General features: G+C 53.9%; 20 protein-coding genes. 16 read left to right on the forward strand and 4 right to left on the reverse strand.

All coding sequences use genetic code 11. The features are described from left to right. Window positions 1-299: 299 nt before the first annotated feature. From ydgT to U869_RS0111355, 3 genes are all read left to right on the forward strand, one after another. Entirely contained in the window at window positions 300-515 is a 216-nt protein-coding gene (ydgT, locus tag U869_RS0111345; protein ID WP_025123387.1) for a transcription modulator YdgT, read from the forward strand. Between the two features lie 150 nt (window positions 516-665). Beyond that, window positions 666-1,076, forward strand: coding sequence for a universal stress protein UspC (uspC, locus tag U869_RS0111350; RefSeq protein WP_025123386.1), 411 nt, complete (start codon window positions 666-668; stop codon window positions 1,074-1,076). 433 nt (window positions 1,077-1,509) lie between these two features. After that, window positions 1,510-2,541 carry an NADP-dependent oxidoreductase gene (locus U869_RS0111355; protein WP_025123385.1) on the forward strand — a complete coding sequence of 344 codons (1,032 nt, stop codon included), beginning with the start codon at window positions 1,510-1,512 and terminating at the stop codon, window positions 2,539-2,541. Window positions 2,542-2,584: 43 nt separating this feature from the next. Here the strand turns inward: U869_RS0111355 and kynA are convergent, their stop codons facing one another. Beyond that, entirely contained in the window at window positions 2,585-3,427 is an 843-nt protein-coding gene (kynA, locus tag U869_RS0111360; protein ID WP_025123384.1) for a tryptophan 2,3-dioxygenase, read from the reverse strand. 139 nt (window positions 3,428-3,566) lie between these two features. Further along, entirely contained in the window at window positions 3,567-4,334 is a 768-nt protein-coding gene (locus U869_RS0111365) for a phytanoyl-CoA dioxygenase family protein (RefSeq protein WP_025123383.1), read from the reverse strand. Window positions 4,335-4,573: 239 nt separating this feature from the next. Here U869_RS0111365 and U869_RS0111370 point away from each other — a divergent pair, with 239 nt between their 5' ends. Beyond that, window positions 4,574-5,401, forward strand: coding sequence for a helix-turn-helix domain-containing protein (locus tag U869_RS0111370; protein ID WP_025123382.1), 828 nt, complete (start codon window positions 4,574-4,576; stop codon window positions 5,399-5,401). A gap of 32 nt (window positions 5,402-5,433) precedes the next feature. Here the strand turns inward: U869_RS0111370 and U869_RS0111375 are convergent, their stop codons facing one another. After that, window positions 5,434-6,267 (reverse strand): IclR family transcriptional regulator C-terminal domain-containing protein, encoded by an 834-nt coding sequence (locus tag U869_RS0111375; RefSeq protein WP_025123381.1) that lies wholly within the window; start codon window positions 6,265-6,267, stop codon window positions 5,434-5,436. Window positions 6,268-6,508: 241 nt separating this feature from the next. On the opposite strand from U869_RS0111375, the gene U869_RS0111380 reads away from it, so the two are divergent. The 12 genes from U869_RS0111380 (at window position 6,509) to U869_RS0111435 (ending at window position 16,395) form a co-directional block, all read left to right on the forward strand. Then, entirely contained in the window at window positions 6,509-7,195 is a 687-nt protein-coding gene (locus U869_RS0111380; RefSeq protein WP_025123380.1) for a 3-oxoacid CoA-transferase subunit A, read from the forward strand. A 9-nt stretch (window positions 7,196-7,204) separates the two neighbouring features. Continuing rightward, a complete protein-coding gene (locus tag U869_RS0111385) occupies window positions 7,205-7,885 on the forward strand; it encodes a 3-oxoacid CoA-transferase subunit B (protein WP_025123379.1) in 681 nt (226 codons plus the stop codon). Further along, window positions 7,863-9,065, forward strand: a complete 1,203-nt coding sequence (gene pcaF, locus U869_RS0111390; protein ID WP_025123378.1) for a 3-oxoadipyl-CoA thiolase — start codon at window positions 7,863-7,865, stop codon at window positions 9,063-9,065. The genes U869_RS0111385 and pcaF overlap by 23 nt, the downstream gene beginning before the upstream one ends. Window position 9,066: 1 nt before the next feature. Then, entirely contained in the window at window positions 9,067-9,828 is a 762-nt protein-coding gene (pcaD, locus tag U869_RS0111395; RefSeq protein WP_025123377.1) for a 3-oxoadipate enol-lactonase, read from the forward strand. Between the two features lie 3 nt (window positions 9,829-9,831). Beyond that, a complete protein-coding gene (locus tag U869_RS0111400; protein ID WP_025123376.1) occupies window positions 9,832-10,947 on the forward strand; it encodes a muconate cycloisomerase family protein in 1,116 nt (371 codons plus the stop codon). An 11-nt stretch (window positions 10,948-10,958) separates the two neighbouring features. Beyond that, window positions 10,959-11,249: a muconolactone Delta-isomerase gene (catC, locus tag U869_RS0111405; protein WP_025123375.1), complete on the forward strand. Its 291-nt coding sequence runs from the start codon at window positions 10,959-10,961 to the stop codon at window positions 11,247-11,249. A 123-nt stretch (window positions 11,250-11,372) separates the two neighbouring features. After that, window positions 11,373-12,302 (forward strand): catechol 1,2-dioxygenase, encoded by a 930-nt coding sequence (gene catA, locus U869_RS0111410; RefSeq protein WP_025123374.1) that lies wholly within the window; start codon window positions 11,373-11,375, stop codon window positions 12,300-12,302. A 98-nt stretch (window positions 12,303-12,400) separates the two neighbouring features. Next, complete coding sequence (locus U869_RS0111415; protein WP_025123373.1) at window positions 12,401-13,762, forward strand: Rieske 2Fe-2S domain-containing protein; 1,362 nt, start codon at window positions 12,401-12,403, stop codon at window positions 13,760-13,762. After that, window positions 13,759-14,247 carry a benzoate 1,2-dioxygenase small subunit gene (benB, locus tag U869_RS0111420; RefSeq protein ID WP_025123372.1) on the forward strand — a complete coding sequence of 163 codons (489 nt, stop codon included), beginning with the start codon at window positions 13,759-13,761 and terminating at the stop codon, window positions 14,245-14,247. Before U869_RS0111415 ends, benB begins: the two co-directional genes overlap by 4 nt. Window positions 14,248-14,259: 12 nt before the next feature. After that, window positions 14,260-15,276 (forward strand): benzoate 1,2-dioxygenase electron transfer component BenC, encoded by a 1,017-nt coding sequence (benC, locus tag U869_RS0111425; RefSeq protein ID WP_025123371.1) that lies wholly within the window; start codon window positions 14,260-14,262, stop codon window positions 15,274-15,276. A 9-nt stretch (window positions 15,277-15,285) separates the two neighbouring features. Continuing rightward, window positions 15,286-16,068, forward strand: a complete 783-nt coding sequence (benD, locus tag U869_RS0111430) for a benzoate diol dehydrogenase BenD (RefSeq protein ID WP_025123370.1) — start codon at window positions 15,286-15,288, stop codon at window positions 16,066-16,068. Between the two features lie 147 nt (window positions 16,069-16,215). Next, window positions 16,216-16,395: a hypothetical protein gene (locus U869_RS0111435; RefSeq protein ID WP_025123369.1), complete on the forward strand. Its 180-nt coding sequence runs from the start codon at window positions 16,216-16,218 to the stop codon at window positions 16,393-16,395. A 49-nt stretch (window positions 16,396-16,444) separates the two neighbouring features. On the opposite strand, the gene mgtA is transcribed toward U869_RS0111435, so the two are convergent. Continuing rightward, entirely contained in the window at window positions 16,445-19,144 is a 2,700-nt protein-coding gene (mgtA, locus tag U869_RS0111440) for a magnesium-translocating P-type ATPase (protein WP_025123368.1), read from the reverse strand. Window positions 19,145-19,306 lie beyond the last annotated feature (162 nt).

A 19,306-nucleotide genomic window follows, 5' to 3' on the forward strand; every position in this document is an offset into this window, starting at 1 on the left:
ATTGAATACATGACCAAAAAATGCACAGTCATCCAGACAAATGTCCCCTGCTGAGCCAGCAAGCTAAGATTCTCCCTAATTGAAAGTTTATCTGTGAAGGTATATTGCCGAGATGCTCAGCGCATATTATCATCCCATGGTGCCCACACCCCTGACAGGGGTATTTTGGCCCAGCGCGTTTCCTTTGCTCACTTTTGTTTTATTTTGCCTGGCGACATATCTTCACCTTACGGCGATTTTTGAGAACATGTGAGGCTTTCCTTTCCGCTTTAATACTATTAACAGGCTATATTTTAACTATGACAAGTACCATCGACTACCTGATGACGTTTCGCAAATGTTCCAGCTTGGACAGCCTGGAAAAAGTCTATGACAAGCTCAATTATTCTCTGACCGATGACAACGAAATAAGCAACATGTACCGGGCCGCAGACCATCGCCGTGCGGAACTGGTCTCTGGCAAACTGTTCGATCTGGGTCGAGTGCCAAAGTCACTCTGGGCGCAGGTGCTTTAATCCTTTCCACCATGATGCGCGCACCTTTTATCTTTTATGGCGGAATTTCTTACCTGCCCTGGGATTTAACGTTGCGCGTGATACAAACCACATTTATTGCGCAGCCATTGCTCTACCCTTTTAGCAATTAAACAGGCAGGGGAGTAGCACATGGGATATCGCAACGTTCTGGTTACGGTGGCCGTCGCAGCAGACAGCCATCGCCTGGTGGAGAAAGCGGTCTCTATCGTACGCCCCTGCAATGGGCACATCACGCTGATCAGCATCATCGCCAATAGCGAGATTTTCCCCGCCCCCATGCTGGGTGACCTGCGTGCGTTGATGGAAGAGGAAACGCTGCTGTTTATGGAAGAGCTGTGCCTACGGGCAGACTATCCCAATATCGCGACCCGCATCATCCATGGCGAGTTGGGGGACTGCCTGACCTACGCCAACCAGAAGCAACCTTTCGATCTGGTCATCTGTGGCAACCACAGTGACAGCATAATGAATAAACTGTCCTGCTCCGCCGCACGCTTTATCAATACCAGCAGTATTGACGTGCTGATCGTGCCACTGTAACCGGCAAACATCGGCCACGGTGTGCTATGCAAGGTGGAAACGCTTTTTTCTCAATGAGAATTAAGAATACCGAAAGAAATATCTGATCGCCTATAGGGTATCGTTTACACACCTGCGCAAACTGTTTACATCATCAGTATCAATATATTGATTCGGAATCTTCGCACACCAGCCAAACTGTCGGCATTTACTATCACTACTATTTATGGCTGGCAACCTGCTTCCAATCATTATTTTTCTCCGCGAGATAAGCCTGACAAGCCACATTGATCCGCCACGAGCTTTGCGCAATATTTTTCAACAAGGTTGTTAGCCATGCTTAATGCGTAAACACATCAGTGCGCACATAACGCTATTTCCTATTGCCCCCTATTCACTAAACTAGCGGGTACCTGAACGCCATTCGTTCAAACCTGCCGCCAAGGAGTCATCGATGTCTCAGCAAGCGCCTCACCGTCGTTTCTTGTTAGCTTCACGCCCACACGGGGAACCGCAGGCAGACAATTTCCGCCTGGAAACCAGCGCCATCCCGCAGCCTGCCGCCGGGCAAGTGTTACTGCGTACCGTTTATCTGTCGCTAGATCCCTATATGCGCGGCCGTATGAGCGATGCACCTTCTTACGCGCCACCGGTACAGATCGGTGAGGTCATGGTCGGGGGTACCGTCTCCCGCGTGCAGGCTTCACAACATCCAGACTTTAAGGTTGGGGACTGGGTCTTGGGTTATGACGGCTGGCAAAGCCATGCGTTATCGGACGGCAGCGGGCTACGTAATCTGGGCGCCAAACTGGACCACCCTTCCCGCTTCCTTGGCGTTTTAGGTATGCCCGGCTTTACCGCCTATATGGGACTGTTGGATATCGGCCAGCCACAGGTGGGCGAAACGTTGGTGGTCGCCGCAGCCAGCGGGGCGGTCGGTTCCGTAGTCGGCCAGATAGCCAAGCTGAAAGGATGTCGCGTAGTGGGCGTAGCGGGTGGCGCAGAGAAATGCCGCTATGTCGTCGAAGAACTGGGGTTTGATGCCTGTATCGATCACCGCTCGGCCGACTTTGCGGAACAGTTGGCCGCGGCCTGTCCACAGGGCATCGATATTTACTACGAAAACGTCGGCGGCGCGGTCTTCGATGCAGTCATTCCTTTGCTCAACACCAAGGCACGTATCCCTGTCTGCGGCGTGATCGCGCAGTACAATGCTACCGAGTTGCCCAACGGCCCGGATCGGTTGCCACTGCTACAAGGTCTGATCCTGCGTAAGCGCATCAAGATGCAGGGTTTTATCATCTTTGATGATTACGCCCAAAATTTCCCAGAGTTTTTACAACAGATGGGGGAATGGGTCAGCCAAGGCAAGATCAAATTCCGCGAGGACGTGGTCGACGGGTTGGAAAATGCCCCTCAGGCCTTTTTCGGGCTGCTGCAAGGCAAAAACTTCGGCAAGCTGGTTATCCGAGTAAGCGAGGAGTGATCTGATGTTCAGGGCGCCCTGCGCCCTGAACTGCCGAGTTCGTCTACGCACCAATTTCGGTGCGGACATCCAACAATTCGGGGAAGAAAGTCAGCTCCAACGCCTTCTTTAAGAAGCTGACGCCGCTCGAACCGCCGGTTCCTGATTTAAAACCAATGATCCGCTCGACCGTTTTCATATGGCGAAAACGCCAGAGATGGAAGCTTTCCTCGATATCCACCAGCTTCTCGGCCATTTCATAGGCCGCCCAGTAGGTTTGCGGATTATCGTAAATCAGTTTGAACACCGGCAGCAGCTCAGGATTGCGCTGATAAGGCTGGGTCCAGTCTCGTTCAATACATGCCTTAGGCACCGCAAGGCCGTGGCGGGAAAGGTAGCGCAGGAATTCGTCGTACAGGCTCGGGGCTTGCAGGATCGCTTTCAGCGCGGCATGCTTTTCCTCATCGTCGCTGAATACGGCCAACATGGCGGCATTTTTGTTACCCAACAAGAATTCGATCGAACGATATTGATGCGATTGGAAACCCGACGAGTTGCCCAACACGCCCCGAAATTCGACATATTCTGACGGGGTCAGCGTTTCCAGCACCGCCCATTGCTCAAACAGCAGGCGCTGGATTTGCTTCACCCTGGCCAGGATTTTGAAACAGTGACTGAGCTTATCCTGCTGCACCAGCACCCTGGCCGCTTGCAGTTCGTGCAGCATCAGTTTCATCCACAGTTCCGAGGTCTGGTGTTGCACCACAAACAGCATCTCATCATGATGCTGCGGGTTGGAAAGTGGCTGCTGACAATCCAGCAGCCGGTCCAGGCACAGGTAATCACCATAGCTCATACGCTTGGAAAAATCGGTGACGATGGCGCTTTCTAGTTCCCGCTGATTCATGTTCTCTCTCCGTGTCGCTCACACCGTTGGCAAGGGTGACGCGCATTGCTGGTTAGCAAGTCAAGAGAAGAAAATAGTCCACTGCGGCAACATTAACGCAACAATTAACGAGAGCTGCCTCGCAGATCCGCTATAGATATCATTCCACATCCAGCAACCATTTTTGCGCCGGAGTCAGTCGATTGGCGGTTTCTTCCTTCAGCCAACGACGCTGATCCTGCTGAGCGGTATCTGCACGGTCGATATAGAGTGAGTGCAGGACTCGCCGCCGGGTGCCGATCTGGTTCTGTGTACCGCCGTGCCAGGTATGTGCGTTGTAGATCATTACGCTGCCAGCCGGGGCCGCAAAGACAATCTCATCGGGATGCGCTAAATCAGGATCGGCCAACACATCCTCCGGCAGTTCAGGCCGCAAGTGCGTTCCGGCAATGATCCGTGGCGCGCCGTTTTCCGCACTTAAATCGTCAATCGCCCATATCGCATTGACCAGGTGCACCTTGGGAAAATCGGGGCGCGGCTTTTTCCAATCGGCGTGCAAAGGTTGATGACCGCCGCCGTGTAAGGCTTCGCGGGCATTAAGGCTCGAGACTTTAAACTCACCGTTGAAAATATAGCGGCAGGCAGACAGGATCAGCGGATGTGACCAGACCTTTTCCCACACCACCCCTTTATTCACCATGTTGGCAATCCGCGTTGCCGTCGCTTCCTGGTGGTGCTCAATGGCCAGGTTATCCCCTTCTTTCTCTACCAACTGGTCGATAAGATCGCGCATCGCCACCAGCCAGTCGGGATCCGCCACGTTGTGCACCACGGTATAGCCCAACGTATCAAGCTCCTGCTTCATCTGCGCGGTTAACTCGATGTTGGCCCCTAAAGCCTCCAGATAGAACTCGGATTGACGTTGCATCATGATTTCTCCATTTACTTTTTGATAACATGACGGCAAATTTACTGGATGGCCGGACCAAAAACAGGAGGCTTTTACTACGAAATACTGGACACAGATGCACGCGGGCCAAAAATGTGACCTTGGTCAAAATACGCAAAACCGGTGTCACCGACAACATGGCTGGATCAAACCTACGACTAACGAACAACACTAATAAAAAATCACTCGTTAACCGCCGAAGAGCACTGGAGATCGCAATGTCTGAACCCCTTGTTACCCTGCTTAATCAGTTGATTGCCCATCAGGATGCGATCCAGGTACGCTTCCCCGCCCCCACTTTCCCCGCGCCACCGTTGGCCTTCTGCGTGGCTTTTCCTCGTCTTGAGATCGTGCTTGAAGGGGAAGTTGAAGATCAGTGCCTGCCGCTGGCGAATAACACGCTCTCGCGCTATCAAGTGCTTTATGTGCCTGCCGGGAAATGGAGTTTTCCGCAATGGACCCGGCCAGCGACCACGCTGAGCATCCTGTTCAGTAAGCAAAGGCTGGGTTTCAGCTTGCAACGCTGGGACGGGGAAACGCTGTGTGAGAGTCACAAACAACACGTTGCGCGGCGCGGGCCCAGAGTCGGCTCTTACCTGCTGTTGGCGATGAATGAGGTGTTATTGCAACCCGATGCATTAACTTCACAGTTGATCTTTACCGGGCTGATAAGCCATTGCCTGGAACAGCTCGCTGGCCTTGGCCAAACCGTCAGTAAAAGCCAGGAGTTGCTGTTAGCCATCCAGGATTATCTTGATGACCACGCAGGGTTGCCGTTAACGCGGGAAGGCGTCGCCAAGCGATTTCATATTACCCCCAACTACTTGTCCCACCTGTTTCAAAAAGCAGGTCCGGTCGGCTTCAATGAGTACATCACCGGGGTGCGTCTGGAGCGGGCGAAAAATCTGTTGCGTGGTTACGATCTCAAAATCAAGGAGATCGCCCATAACTGTGGCTTCGACGACAGCAACTATTTTTGCCGCATCTTCAAAAAACATACCGATCGCTCCCCGTCGGAATATCGCAGGCATTGCCGCAGCCTGTAGCCGCACGCGCCATCATAGCTGCCCAATTCCCGCTACAACAGCAACGCCAGCTCCATTGCGGCTCTCTGCAGCTGGGGTAACACTCGTTCACGCAGCTCTGCCGTCGGAACTTGCGAAGCATTGACCCCCACATTCATTGCCGCTACCACTCCTCCTCTGCGCGAATGCATTGGCACTGCAATAGAGCGCAGCCCAACTTCCAATTGCTGATCGTTAATGGCATATCCCTGGCGGCGTACCTGATTTAATTGCGCACGTAGCGCTTCGGCATTGCCAACGGTGAATTCAGTCAAGGGTTCGATTGCCACCCGCGAGAGGTAGTCCTCTAATTGTTCCTCCTCTAGTGCACTCAGTAGCACCAGCCCCATAGAGGTCGCATAGGCTGGCAGGCGGCTTCCCCGGCCAAGATCGATGGTCATGATCCGCTTTACCGAGGCTCTGGCGATATACAGGATGTTGTCGCCATCCAGGGTCGCCACCGAACAGGATTCATTCAGCAACTTGCTGAGATAATCCAGCGAATTTTGTGCCGCTTTGGCAAGTTCTGAAGACGACAGGTATGCGTGGCCGATGGTCAATACACGTGGCAATAGACGATAGTGGCGGCCATCGGGACAATGGACAAAACCCAGCGCTTTCAACGTGTAAAGACAGCGGCGCACCGCCGCACGCGGGATATCGGTGATCTGGCTGATTTCAGACACCGACATCTGCGAATACTGGGGTTTAAACGCCTGCAACACTTCCAGCCCTCTGGCTAACGAAGCCATAAAGTTTGGATCGCCTTTGTATTTATCATTGGTCAAGTCGCCGATTTCTTGTAACCGCTGCAACTCGTCAGAAGCCAACTCAGGGTTTTCGCGCATCAAATCCTCCATTTAGAGAGAGTAATCATAACATTATCTGGCCGTACGCCGCGCTTGGCGCCGCCCGTGTACTAAATAGCGAATTAGCTATCTGCATCACAAAATTAACCTAAGAATAACAAATAGTCCGATAATCGCACAACAATTTGATATTCGCACTTGTCGGTGAAAATTTCATCCTTTAAGTTAACATCAAGTTAACAAATCAGACGTCACAGCCATCCACGTCTCAGGAGAGGAAATGATCGATAAAAGCTGGAATTCTACCGATGCGGCCGTTGCCGACATTGCGGACGGAGCCACCATCATGGTTGGTGGCTTTGGCCCTGCCGGGCAACCCTATGCCCTGCTGGATGCCCTGATCCGCCGCCGCCCACGGGGCCTGACGTTAATCAGCAATAACGCTGGCAACGGTGATTTCGGCCTGGCTGCGCTGCTGAAGGCCGGTTGCGTCAGCAAAGTGGTGTGTTCTTTCCCCCGCCAATCTGACTCCTGGGTATTTGACGATTTATATCGCCGTGGCGAGCTGGAACTCGAACTCATCCCGCAGGGCAACCTGGCGGCACGCATTCAGGCTGGCGGTTCTGGGATTGGCGGTATTTATACCCCGACCGGCTTCGGCACTTTACTGGCGGAAAATAAAGAAACCCGGGAGATAGAAGGTCGTCAGTACATCTTTGAGCTGCCGCTGAAAGCCGATTTTGCCCTGATCAAAGCTGAACGCGCAGACCGCTGGGGCAACCTGGTGTACAACAAAACCGGACGTAACTTCGGGCCGATTATGGCAATGGCCGCCACTTGCACCATTGCGGAAGTCGATCGGCAGGTGATCTTGGGTGAACTGGATCCAGAAACGGTGATCACCCCGGGGATCTTCGTACAGCGCATAGTGACTTCACCAGTCAGCCACCAGTCGCTCTCGGCTTAAGGAACTGTTATGTCAAAACTAACCCACCAGCAACTGGCCGAGCGCATTGCACGCGATATACCTGAAGGGGCCTATGTGAACCTGGGGATTGGTATTCCCACTCAGACCGCCAACTATTTACCCGCGGATAAAGAGATCTTCCTGCACAGTGAAAACGGCATTCTCGGCATGGGTCCGGCCCCGGCTGCGGGTGAAGAGGATCCCGAACTGATCAACGCGGGAAAACAGGCCGTCACGCTACTGAAAGGTGGCTGCTTTTTCCATCACGGTGACTCATTCGCCATGATGCGCGGCGGGCATCTGGATATCTGCGTGCTTGGAGCCTATCAAATATCGGAACAGGGTGATTTGGCCAACTGGAGCACTGGTGCTCCAGATGCCATACCGGCAGTAGGTGGTGCGATGGATCTGGCCATTGGCGCACGGCAGGTTTTCGTGATGACCGAACACCTGACGAAACGCGGGGATTGCAAAATCGTCAAACACTGCACTTATCCACTGACCGGTGTCGGTTGCATTGATCGTATCTACAGCGATCTGGCCGTGATGGACGTTACCCCACAAGGGTTGGTGGTGCGTGAGATCTTTGGCGGGTTATCGCCACAGCAATTACAGGAAGTCACCCCGGTCGAACTGACCTTCGCCCTACAGTCCGGAGAGAAGCAATATGAATCCAGCCTATCTGTGTGATGCCGTACGCACCCCTTTCGGCAAACTCAACGGTAGCTTGGCCAACATCCGTGCCGACGATCTGGCTGCTCTGCCGCTGAAGGCTCTGCAGCAACGCCACCCACGGCTGGATTGGCAAGCGCTGGACGACGTACTGTTGGGCTGTGCCAACCAGGCAGGCGAAGACAATCGTAATGTTGCGCGCATGGCGTTGTTGTTGGCTGGCTTGCCCACTTCGGTCCCCGGCTGCACCATTAACCGTCTGTGCGGCTCCAGTCTTGATGCGGTAGCCATGGCCGCCCGGACGCTGAAAACCGGAGAAAGTGACTTGATGATTGCCGGTGGCGTAGAAAGCATGTCACGCGCCCCCTTCGTCATGGGCAAAGCAGAAAGTGCGTTCAGCCGTTCGATGCAGTTGGAAGATACCACCATGGGTTGGCGCTTTATCAACCCACAGATGCAAGCCCTGTATGGCGTGGACAGCATGCCGCAAACCGCCGAAAACGTCGCAACAAAATTTGCTATCAGTCGCCAAGATCAAGACGCCTTCGCCTTGCGTAGCCAACAGCGCACCGCAGCGGCACAAGAAGGCGGATTTTTTGCCAACCAACTGATTAACGTCAGTATTGCGCAAAAGAAAGGAGAACCCCGGCTGTTTACTCAAGATGAACATCCTCGCGGTACCTCACGAGAAGCGCTGGAAAAACTGAAACCAGTAGTCAACCCACAAGGCACCGTGACCGCAGGCAATGCCTCCGGGCTAAATGATGGGTCTTGCGTCCTGTTGCTGGCGAGCGAGCGCGGCATTCAACGCCATAATCTACAACCGATGGCACGCATCGTCGCCAGCGCCGTCACCGGCATTGCGCCCGCCATTATGGGATTTGGCCCAACAGACGCCGTACGCAAAGTGCTGCATATCTCCGGGCTGACCCTGGCACAAATGGACGTAATTGAGCTGAACGAAGCCTTTGCCGCCCAGGCGCTGGCCGTGACCCGCGAACTAGGGCTGCCGGATGACGCCGAACAGGTTAATCCAAATGGTGGCGCTATCGCTCTCGGCCATCCGCTCGGTGCCTCTGGTGGCAGGTTGGTGATGAACGCAGCCTGGCAGTTGCAGAGAACCGGCGGCCGTTATGGGCTATGTACCATGTGCATCGGTGTTGGGCAAGGCATCGCCCTGATCATTGAGAGGGTGTGAGATGGATATCGACTATCGGTTGGATGGCCCTGCCAGCGCGCCATTATTAGTGCTTTCCAACTCACTGGGGGCCACCGTTGATCTGTGGCAGCCTCAAATGGCAGAGCTAACCAAGCAGTTTCAGGTGTTGCGCTATAACCAACGGGGTCATGGCCACACACCGCTGCCAGGATCGCCGCTAACACTGGAAATATTAGGCCGCGATGTGATCACGCTCCTTGATTCTCTGGACGTCGAGCAGGCTCATTTTTGCGGCATTTCCATGGGTGGATTGACCGGACTGTGGCTCAACCGTTTTCACCCCCAGCGTTTTAAACGTTTGGTTGTGGCCAATACCGCCGCGCGTATCGGCAATAGTGACGGTTGGCATCAACGTGCCCAACTGGCCCGCAGCACTGGCTTGGCCCCTATCGCCGCCGCTTCTGCCTCGCGCTGGTTCAGCGAAGATTTTCAGCAACGCAGCCCCCTGCCGGTAAGTCAGTTGGTCGAGCAGTTGGCTAAAGGTAGCGCTGCGGGCTATGCCGCCTGCTGTGATGCTTTGGCCCAAGCAGATCTGCGAACTGAGATCCCACAGATGAATGTCCCCATGTTGGTGATCGCCGGAGAGCAGGATCCGGCCACCACCGTGGAGGATGCACAGACTCTGGTCAACGGTGCGCCACATGCTCGATTGGCCGTATTACCCTCATCACACATTTCCAATATCGCCTGCCCGGAGCTATTTACCCGTTGCGTGGCCGATTTTCTTACTGAGAAGGCGTAACCGATGGAATTACGTATAGAACATATTGCAAGCTGGCTAGTGGACATACCCACTATCCGACCACACAAACTGTCGATGGCTACCATGGGTTGCCAGACACTGACCATCGTGCAGGTCACCTTCGCTGAGGGGATTGTCGGCTGGGGCGAGGCGACGACCATTGGCGGACTGAGTTACGGCCCGGAGAGCCCGGAGAGCATCAAATCAGCGATTGATACTTATCTGGCGCCGTTGTTGACAGGCAAAAGCTTCAGCGGCTTGACCCCGTTTGTCGCACTGATGAACCGTCACGTTAAGGGCAACACTTTCGCCAAGTCAGCGCTGGAAACTGCGTTTCTCGACGCTCAAGGCAAACTGCTCGCTCTTCCGGTCAGCACCCTGCTCGGCGGAGCGCTAAGTACATCGTTACCGGTGCTATGGACATTGGCCAGCGGTGATACCGCCAAAGATATTGAAGAAGGGAAGCGGCTGCTGGCTGAGGGACGCCACAACTGCTTCAAACTCAAGATCGGGGCCAAGGCCCTGGCAGAGGATCTACGCCATACCCTGGCGATCAAACAAGCCTTGGGGCCGGATGTCAGCATCCGTGTAGATGTGAACCAGGCCTGGGATGCCGGAACAGCAGTACGCGGTATGACCGCACTGCAAGATATTGGCATTGACCTGGTCGAGCAACCGGTAGCGCTGTGGGACCACCGAACCCTGATCCAACTCAGCCAACGCTTTACCCTGCCCATACTGGCAGATGAGGCGGTCGCCAATGCCCACGATGGCTACACGCTGGCCGCACAGGGATTCACTGGCGCTTATGCGCTGAAAATTGCCAAAGCGGGTGGTCCGGCCCAAGTGCTGCAACTGGCCCAGGTGGCCACGGCAGCAGGCGTCGCCCTGTATGGCGGAACCATGCTGGAAGGTTCACTGGGGACCGTAGCCTCATTACACGCCTGGTCGACGCTGGACCTGGCCTGGGGCAGCGAGATGTTCGGTCCGTTGTTGTTGAAAGACGACATCATCGCCACTCCGCTGAATTTCGCCAACGGACAGGTTGATCTCCCGAACGGGCCGGGTTTGGGCATTGAAATCGATGAAGACAAGCTGCGTTTCTATCAGCGAAAATAAGGAGACCGCTCATGCTATTTAAAGTCGAAATGACCGTGAAATTACCGTTGGATATGCCACAGGAAATGGCTGATGACATCAAGAGGCGTGAAAAGCATTATTCCCAAGAACTGCAAACGCAAGGGAAATGGCGTCATATTTGGCGTGTCGCCGGTAGCTATGCCAACGTGAGTATTTTTGATGTCGCAAGCAATGGCGAGCTGCACGATATTTTGTCCGCTCTGCCGCTTTACCCCTATATGGAAATTCGTGTCGATGCCCTCTGTCGACACCCATCGTCTATCCGTGAGGATGACAAATAAACAAGGGATAATAACCCGTAAACGGTTAGTCGTTAATTCCTGATAATAAACCCTACACATATCCGGTTGAATTCAAGCTAATCCTTGGAGGACATTGGATAAATGAGCAATGAGGAATTCGCTATGTCTATCTCCTTTAATCAACGTGCCGACGTCATCAAGCTGTTGGAAATCAGCAGCGGTCTAACCAGTGAAGGCGGCGAGCCACGTTTCAAGCAAATCATCCATCAGATGATGGAAAATATCTGTCAGTTGATCGACCAGTTTGATATTACCCAGGAGGAGTTTTGGCAGGCAGTTAACTACCTGCACACCTTGGGTCAGCGACAGGAGGCAGCACTGCTGGCTGCCGGTTTGGGCCTTGAGCATTACCTGGATTTACGTGAAGATGCTCTGGAACAGGCACAAGGGTTGGAAGGTGGTACGCCACGGACCATTGAAGGCCCGTTATATGTTGCCAATGCCCCGCTCAGCGAGCGCTTTGCACGGATGGATGATGGTAAGGACGCGGGCGAGATCATGTGGCTACATGGCCAGGTAAAAGGCGAAAACGGCCAGCCGGTTGCCGGAGCCATTGTCGATATCTGGCACGCCAATACGCTGGGCAACTACTCATTTTTCGATAAATCACAGGGCGAGTTTAACCTGCGCCGCCGGGTGAAAACCGATGCCAATGGCCGCTACGCCGCTCGAAGCATTGTGCCTTCCGGCTATGGTTGCCCGCCAGATGGCCCAACGCAAGCCTTGTTGAACCAGCTTGGTCGCCACGGCAACCGCCCGGCCCATATTCACTTCTTTGTCTCCGCCCCTGGGCACAAGCACTTGACCACCCAAATCAACCTCAATGGCGATCGCTACCTATGGGACGATTTTGCCTTTGCCACACGCGATGAGTTGATTGCCGACCCAGTAAAAGTAATCGACTCCGCGCTGGCCGCCCAACGCGATCTTCCTGGGCCACATACTGAAGTCTCGTTCGATTTCACTCTGTATCATGCCAGCGCCAGCGATGAGGAGACACGCATCAAGCGAGCCCGTGCGCTGCAAGATTAATGAATACCGTGTCAAGTTGAGTGATATTGCCGACAGCAGGCAATGGTCTGCCATTGCCTGCGCCCCCTTAGCGAAACTATTTCAAGCGAGGTTTCATGATGAATTCATCCTCCGCCACGCTATTTTCCACGCTGGAAGAAAAAATAAATAATGCGCTGGTAATAGATAAAGAAAAAGGCATCTATCAATGTAATCGAGCTATCTTTACCGATGAGTCTTTATTTGAACTGGAAATGAAAGCCATCTTCGAAGGTAATTGGATTTATTTGGCTCATGAAAGTCAAATTGCCGAGCCGGGCGATTACTATACTCTGACGATGGGCCGCCAGCCCATCATCATTACCCGTGATAAAGACCGGCAATTACATGGGATGATCAACAGTTGCTCACACCGTGGTGCCATGCTGGCCAGTCGCAAATCCGGCAATAAAACGTCGTTCACCTGCCCTTTCCATGGCTGGACGTTCAATAACAGCGGCAATTTGTTGAAAGCCAAAGATGAAAAGACCGGTGCTTATCCTCCCTGCTTTAAACAAGCGGGTTCGCACGATCTCAAACATTTGCCACATTTTGCCTCCTATCGCGGTTTCTTGTTCGGCAGCCTGAGTGCCGATGTGCTGCCGTTGGAAGAGTATCTGGGAGATACGCGCCAGGTCATAGACCTGATCGTCGATCAAGCCCCGGATGGACTGGAAGTGCTGAAAGGTGCGTCCAGCTACACCTATGAAGGTAATTGGAAGTTGCAGATGGAAAACGGTGCCGACGGTTATCATGTCAGCGTCGTGCACTGGAACTATGCTTCCACCATGTCGCGCCGCAACTATGACGCCAACTGTACACCGACCGTGGATGCCAATGGCTGGTCAAAAAGTATCGGCGGAGTTTATGGCTTTGAGCATGGCCATATGCTGCTGTGGACCAGGGCATTGAACCCGGAAGTGCGCCCAGTCTTCAAACACTTTGCCCGTCTTAGCCAACGTTTTGGAGCAACTCGTGCCGACCTAATGGTCAACGAGACACGTAATCTGTGTTTGTACCCTAATGTCTACCTGATGGATCAGTTTTCAACCCAGATCCGTGTGGTACGCCCTCTGTCCGTCGACAAAACTGAAGTCACCATTTTCTGTTTCGCCCCCAAAGGGGAGAATGCCGAAGATCGCGCGTTACGGATCCGCCAATATGAAGATTTCTTCAACGTCAGCGGCATGGGGACGCCGGACGATCTTGAGGAGTTCCGGGCCTGCCAACAGGGTTATAACGCCAGCAACCTGCCCTGGAGCGACATGAGCCGAGGTGCTACCCGCTGGCTGGAAGGGCCTGACGATAATGCGCAGGCCATGGATATCAACCCGCTACTGAGCGGTCCCCGCTCCGAAGACGAAGCACTGTACATCAGCCACCATCATCATTGGCAACAAACCCTGCTGCGCAACCTGCATAACAGCGAGGTGACGCCATGAGCTTATTGCAATCCAAAATTGAACAATTCTTGTACCGCGAGGCTCGACTGCTGGACGACCGTAACTGGGATGAATGGTTAGCCTGCTATAGCTCGGCGGTGGAATATTGGATGCCAGCCTGGAGTGATGACGATCGGCTGACGAGCGATCCCCAAAAAGAGATTTCGCTGATCTACTACCCGAATCGCGAAGGCTTGGAAGATCGTATTTACCGCATTAAAACGGAACGCTCAGCCGCCAGCACACCGGAACCGCGTACCAGCCATCAGATCAGCAACGTTGAGCTGCTGGCGCAAAACACCGGTGACGTTGAGGTGCGCTACAACTGGGTGACCTACAGCCACCGTTATCAGAAGACCGACTTGTTCTTCGGCAACACCCGTTGCCGTATTGCCCTCAATGATGAGCAGCCGCTGATCGAGCGCAAGATTGTCCAGCTCAACAACGATTACATCAGTCAGGTCATCGATATTTATCATATCTAATGCGAGGTGATTATGGCCTTTACCATTGCTCTCAATTTTGAAGATGGCGTCAGCCGCTTCATTCAATGCAATGCCGACGAGAAGGTGCTTGATGCAGCCTATCGGCAAAAGATCAATCTGCCAATGGATTGTTCCGACGGTGTCTGTGGCACCTGTAAATGTCACTGCGAGCAGGGAGAATATAGCCTGGGTGACGACTACCTGGAGGACGCACTTTCGGAACAGGAAGCTCAGCGGGGTTTAGTGTTGACCTGCCAGATGGTGCCAGAATCAGATTGCGTGATCGACGTGCCGATGGCATCGGCCCTGTGTAAAACCGGTTGTGAAGAGTTCTCCGCCAGAGTAGTGGCGACGACGGCGCTTTCTTCCAGCTCCATCGAATTGAGCCTGCAACTTGAGGGTTGCGATGGTATCGACTTCCTGCCAGGCCAATATATCAATGTGGAGGTGCCCGGTACCGAAGCCAGCCGGGCTTACTCGTTCAGTTCGCTACCCGGTAATCAGGCAATTTCCTTCCTGCTGCGTAACGTTCCCGGCGGGCTGATGAGCAGCTATCTCACCGGCAAGGCCCAACCCGGCGACAAAGTGCGATTACGCGGCCCACAAGGCAGTTTTTACCTGCGTGCGGTCTCGCGGCCACTATTGTTTCTCGCGGGAGGGACCGGACTCGCCCCCTTCCTTTCCATGCTGGAGCAGTTGGTGCAGAACGGCAGTTCACAGCCGGTTCATCTGATATATGGCGTTACCCACGATCACGACCTGGTGAAACTGGAACAGTTGGAGCACTACCGCGAACGGTTGGCCAACTTCAGCTATCTCACCTGCGTGGCCAGTGAGGTTTCGCAGTCACCGCACAAGGGGTATGTCACACAACATCTTGATGCCAGCCGGTTAAACGACGGCGATCTGGATGTGTATCTGTGCGGGCCACCACCGATGGTGGAGGCCGTGTTGAGTGACTTCCAGCGCCGAGCCTTTACCCCGGCCAGTTTCCACTATGAAAAATTCGCCGCCAGCCAGACGGCATGAGGAACTGTGATGCAAAAAGCAAGATTTGAAAATCGGGTGATGGTGATCACTGGTGCGGCACAGGGCATCGGCAAAGCGGTTGCCGAGCAGGCCGCCATTGAAGGGGCGAAACTGGTGCTGATCGACCGGGCGACCTACTTGAACGAACTGGCTGCGACCCTAAGCGAACAGGGAACGGAAGTGCTGGCTATCAGTGCCGACCTGGAGCATTGGGAAGAGACTGAACGCGCAATGCTTCTAGCTCAGCGACACTTTGCTCGCCTGGACATTCTGGTTAATAACGTAGGGGGAACTATCTGGGCTCGTCCCTTCGCGGACTATTCTCCCGAACAGACCTCCGCCGAGATCCAACGTTCGCTGTTCCCTACTCTCTGGGGTTGTCGCGCCGTGTTGCCACATATGCTGAAACAAGGTGCCGGGGTGATTGTCAACGTGTCGTCAGTGGCCACTCGGGGAGTTAACCGCGTGCCTTATTCTGCGGCAAAAGGGGGGGTTAATGCCCTTACCCAGTCGTTGGCATTTGAATATGCTCAGGCAGGGATCCGTATCAATGCTACCGCACCAGGAGGCACCGAGGCTCCGGAGCGCCTGACGCCGCGCAATAGCGAAATACCTACCCCACAGGAGAAAATCTGGTATCAGCAAGTGGTTGATCAAACCCTCAGCACCAGTCTGATGCATCGCTACGGCACAGTAAATGAACAGGCGAAAGCGATTTTATTCCTTGCCAGCGATGATGCCAGCTATATCAATGGCAGTGTGCTGCCGGTAGCGGGTGGCGATCTAGGTTAAACCCGTGTGTAGGCGCAGCCTGCTGCGCCCCTTGTCACAAGCCAGTTAAGTTTTGGCTATTGATTCTATACACCAAAGCCACTGTCTATTATCTGCTCGCCCCCTACAATCAGTAGTAATCACACTGCTTATTACATCGGGGGCACCATGTACAATTTTTCACGCTATCAAGCCAAAGAGCTGGCGCTAGCCTATATGAGCGGTAAAAAACACGATCTGTCTCCCCTGGAGTTTTTGCAACAGCTGAAAAGCTGCGAGAAAGCCTTCGACCATCTGCTAAAACATGGCAGCGAACTGCCGCGTGAAATGCTGGTAAAAAGCTTCTGAACCGCAGCATGAGCCGAACGCCGGGCAGAACGCCCGGCGTAGACCTTGCTTAGAACCACTTGCCAAAACGACGAATGTAGAAACGCTTCATCAATTGCGCCACCACACAGTAGCTGACCAACGTCGCGACCAACCAAGGGAAATACTCCCACGGCAGCGGTTGCAACCCTACCCATGCCCCGAGCGGTGAGAACGGAATATAGATACCGAGCGCCATAATCACCCCGGTGGTCAACAGCACCGGCAGCGCTGCCGTGCTCTGAATGAACGGGATCTTCTGGGTACGCAGCATATGTACTACCAGCGTTTGCGACAGTAACCCTTCAATAAACCAGCCGGACTGGAACAGCGCCTGATGCTCTACGCTATTGGCGGCAAACACGAACCACATCAGCGCATAGGTGGTGATATCGAAAATCGAAGACGTCGGCCCAATCCACAGCATAAAGCGGCCGATGTTTTTGGCATCCCACTTACGAGGTTTACGCAGGAACTCTTTGTCCATCTTGTCCCACGGCAGGGAAAGCTGGGAGATATCGTACATCAGGTTCTGTAACAGCAGGTGGATCGCCAGCATCGGCAGGAACGGGATAAACGCACTGGCCACCAGTACCGAGAACACGTTGCCGAAGTTGGAGCTGGCGGTCATGTTCAGGTACTTGATGATATTACCGAAGGTTTCACGCCCTTTGATCACCCCTTCTTCCAGCACCATCAGGTTCTTTTCCAACAGGATGATGTCGGCAGATTCCTTGGCAATATCGGTGCCGGTATCAACAGAAATACCCACGTCAGCATCACGTAACGCCGGAGCGTCGTTGATGCCGTCTCCCAGGAAGCCTACGGTGTGGCCGTTAGCCTGCAACATCTTCAGCACGCGCGATTTTTGCAGCGGCGTCAGCTTGGTGAATACCGTACGCTGCTCAACCTCACGCATCAGTTGGGCATCATCCATCTGTTCAATTTCCAGCCCAGAGAGCGGTTGTCCCGGTTCCAAGCCGACATCACGACAGATTTTACAGGTGATCACCGGGTTGTCGCCGGTCAGCACTTTCACCGCCACGCCATTTTCCTGCAACGCCGCAATCGCTTCACGAGCGCTTTCTTTCGGCGGATCGAGGAAGGTCAATACCCCTTCGATCACCAGATCGCGTTCATCCGCCATGCTGAGTGGCAAAGTACAGCCTTCCAGACCCAGATCGCGCGTTGCCAGCACCAGCACGCGGAAACCATCTTCATTATATTGGCAGGCCAATGCCTGCAAACCGGCACGGCGTGCCTCATCAAGCGCCAGCACCTGTTGCCCAACGCGGATGTGAGTGGCGATCTCCAGCATCTCTTCAACCGCGCCTTTGCAAATCAGCAGTTGATGCTGTTGCTCATCCTGTACCACAATCGACAAGCGGCGACGCACGAAGTCAAACGGCAGTTCATCAACCTTGCTATAGCGCCCCAGCGCTTCAACCCCTGGCTGGCCCTGACCGAAACGGATCACCGCCTGATCCATCAGGTTTTTCATGCCGCTCTGGTGGAAGCTGTTCAACCAGGCCAAATGCAGCACGTGGTTATCCTTGCTGCCGTTGACGTCCAGATGGTGCTCCAGAATGATGCGATCCTGTGTCAGGGTGCCGGTTTTATCGGTACACAGCACGTCCATCGCGCCAAAGTTCTGGATCGCATTCAGACGTTTGACCACCACCTTACGGCGTGCCATGGCAATAGCGCCCTTCGCCAGGTTTGAGCTGACGATCATCGGCAGCATTTCCGGCGTCAGGCCTACGGCAACCGCCAGCGCAAACAAGGCAGCCTCCGTCCAGTCGCCTTTGGTGAAGCCGTTAATCAGCAACACGATCGGCACCATCACCAGCATAAAGCGGATCAGCAGCCAGCTAACGCTGTTTACCCCACGGTCAAACGCGGTTTGCGAACGGGTGCCGACAATCGACTTGGCCAAAGAGCCAAAGTAGGTACGGCCACCGGTCGCCACCACCACCGCCGTCGCCGTTCCGCTGGCCACGTTGGTGCCCATCAGGCAAATATTGGCCAGCTCGAGCAATTCACTTTCGCTGGAAGCATCAATCTCGGTGGACTTTTGGCTGACGCTGGCCAAAGCGTCGTATTTCTCGATCGGAATGGCTTCGCCGGTCAAGATGGCCTGGCTGATAAACAGATCGCGTGAATGAAGTAAGCGCAGATCCGCGGGAACCATGTCCCCGGCAGAGAGCTGAATAATATCGCCCGGCACCAACTCACGGATGGGAATTTCCACTGCTTGCGGCTGGGAACTGAAATTACTGCGGCGCAGCACCGTTGCCGTGGTACGCACCATCGACTTCAGTGATTCAGCCGCTTTATTGGTACGATATTCCTGCCAAAAACGCAGCAAGCCGCTCAACGCCACCATGATCAGGATGATAATGACACCGGTAAGATCGGTTTCCTCACTCTGTTGCTTGGGCAACCAGTAGTCGGTAAAAAAGCTGATCCCGGCCAGTACCATCAACACAAAGATAAACGGGTTGTTAAACGCGCTGACTAATTGCACCAGCGCATGGGGTGCCTTCTCATGGGCAACCTGATTGGTGCCAAAATACTGCAAACGCTCCTGCGCATCTTCCTGGGTGAGGCCGATGCGGTTACAGTTCAAATTAGCCAACGTTTGATCGAGACTGTTCTTTGCCTCGAGAGCAATGGCATACGGCTCGCGCTGTTTATCACGGCGGCGGTTATTTTCTTTAATCTGGGTCATCACACTATTCTCTTTTTTTACTTTGCACACAGGGTTACCCCGCCCGTAATAACGGGTGAACATACGCAAAGTGGAATTTATTTTGCCGACGTATTTAAGGTAATGCTGATTACCTTAAATACTCAGGATAGTCATCTCTCTGGGGGGAGTTTGCATAACACC

Source organism: Serratia sp. H1w (assembly GCF_000633355.1).
In the GTDB taxonomy this organism is placed as follows: domain Bacteria; phylum Pseudomonadota; class Gammaproteobacteria; order Enterobacterales; family Enterobacteriaceae; genus Chania.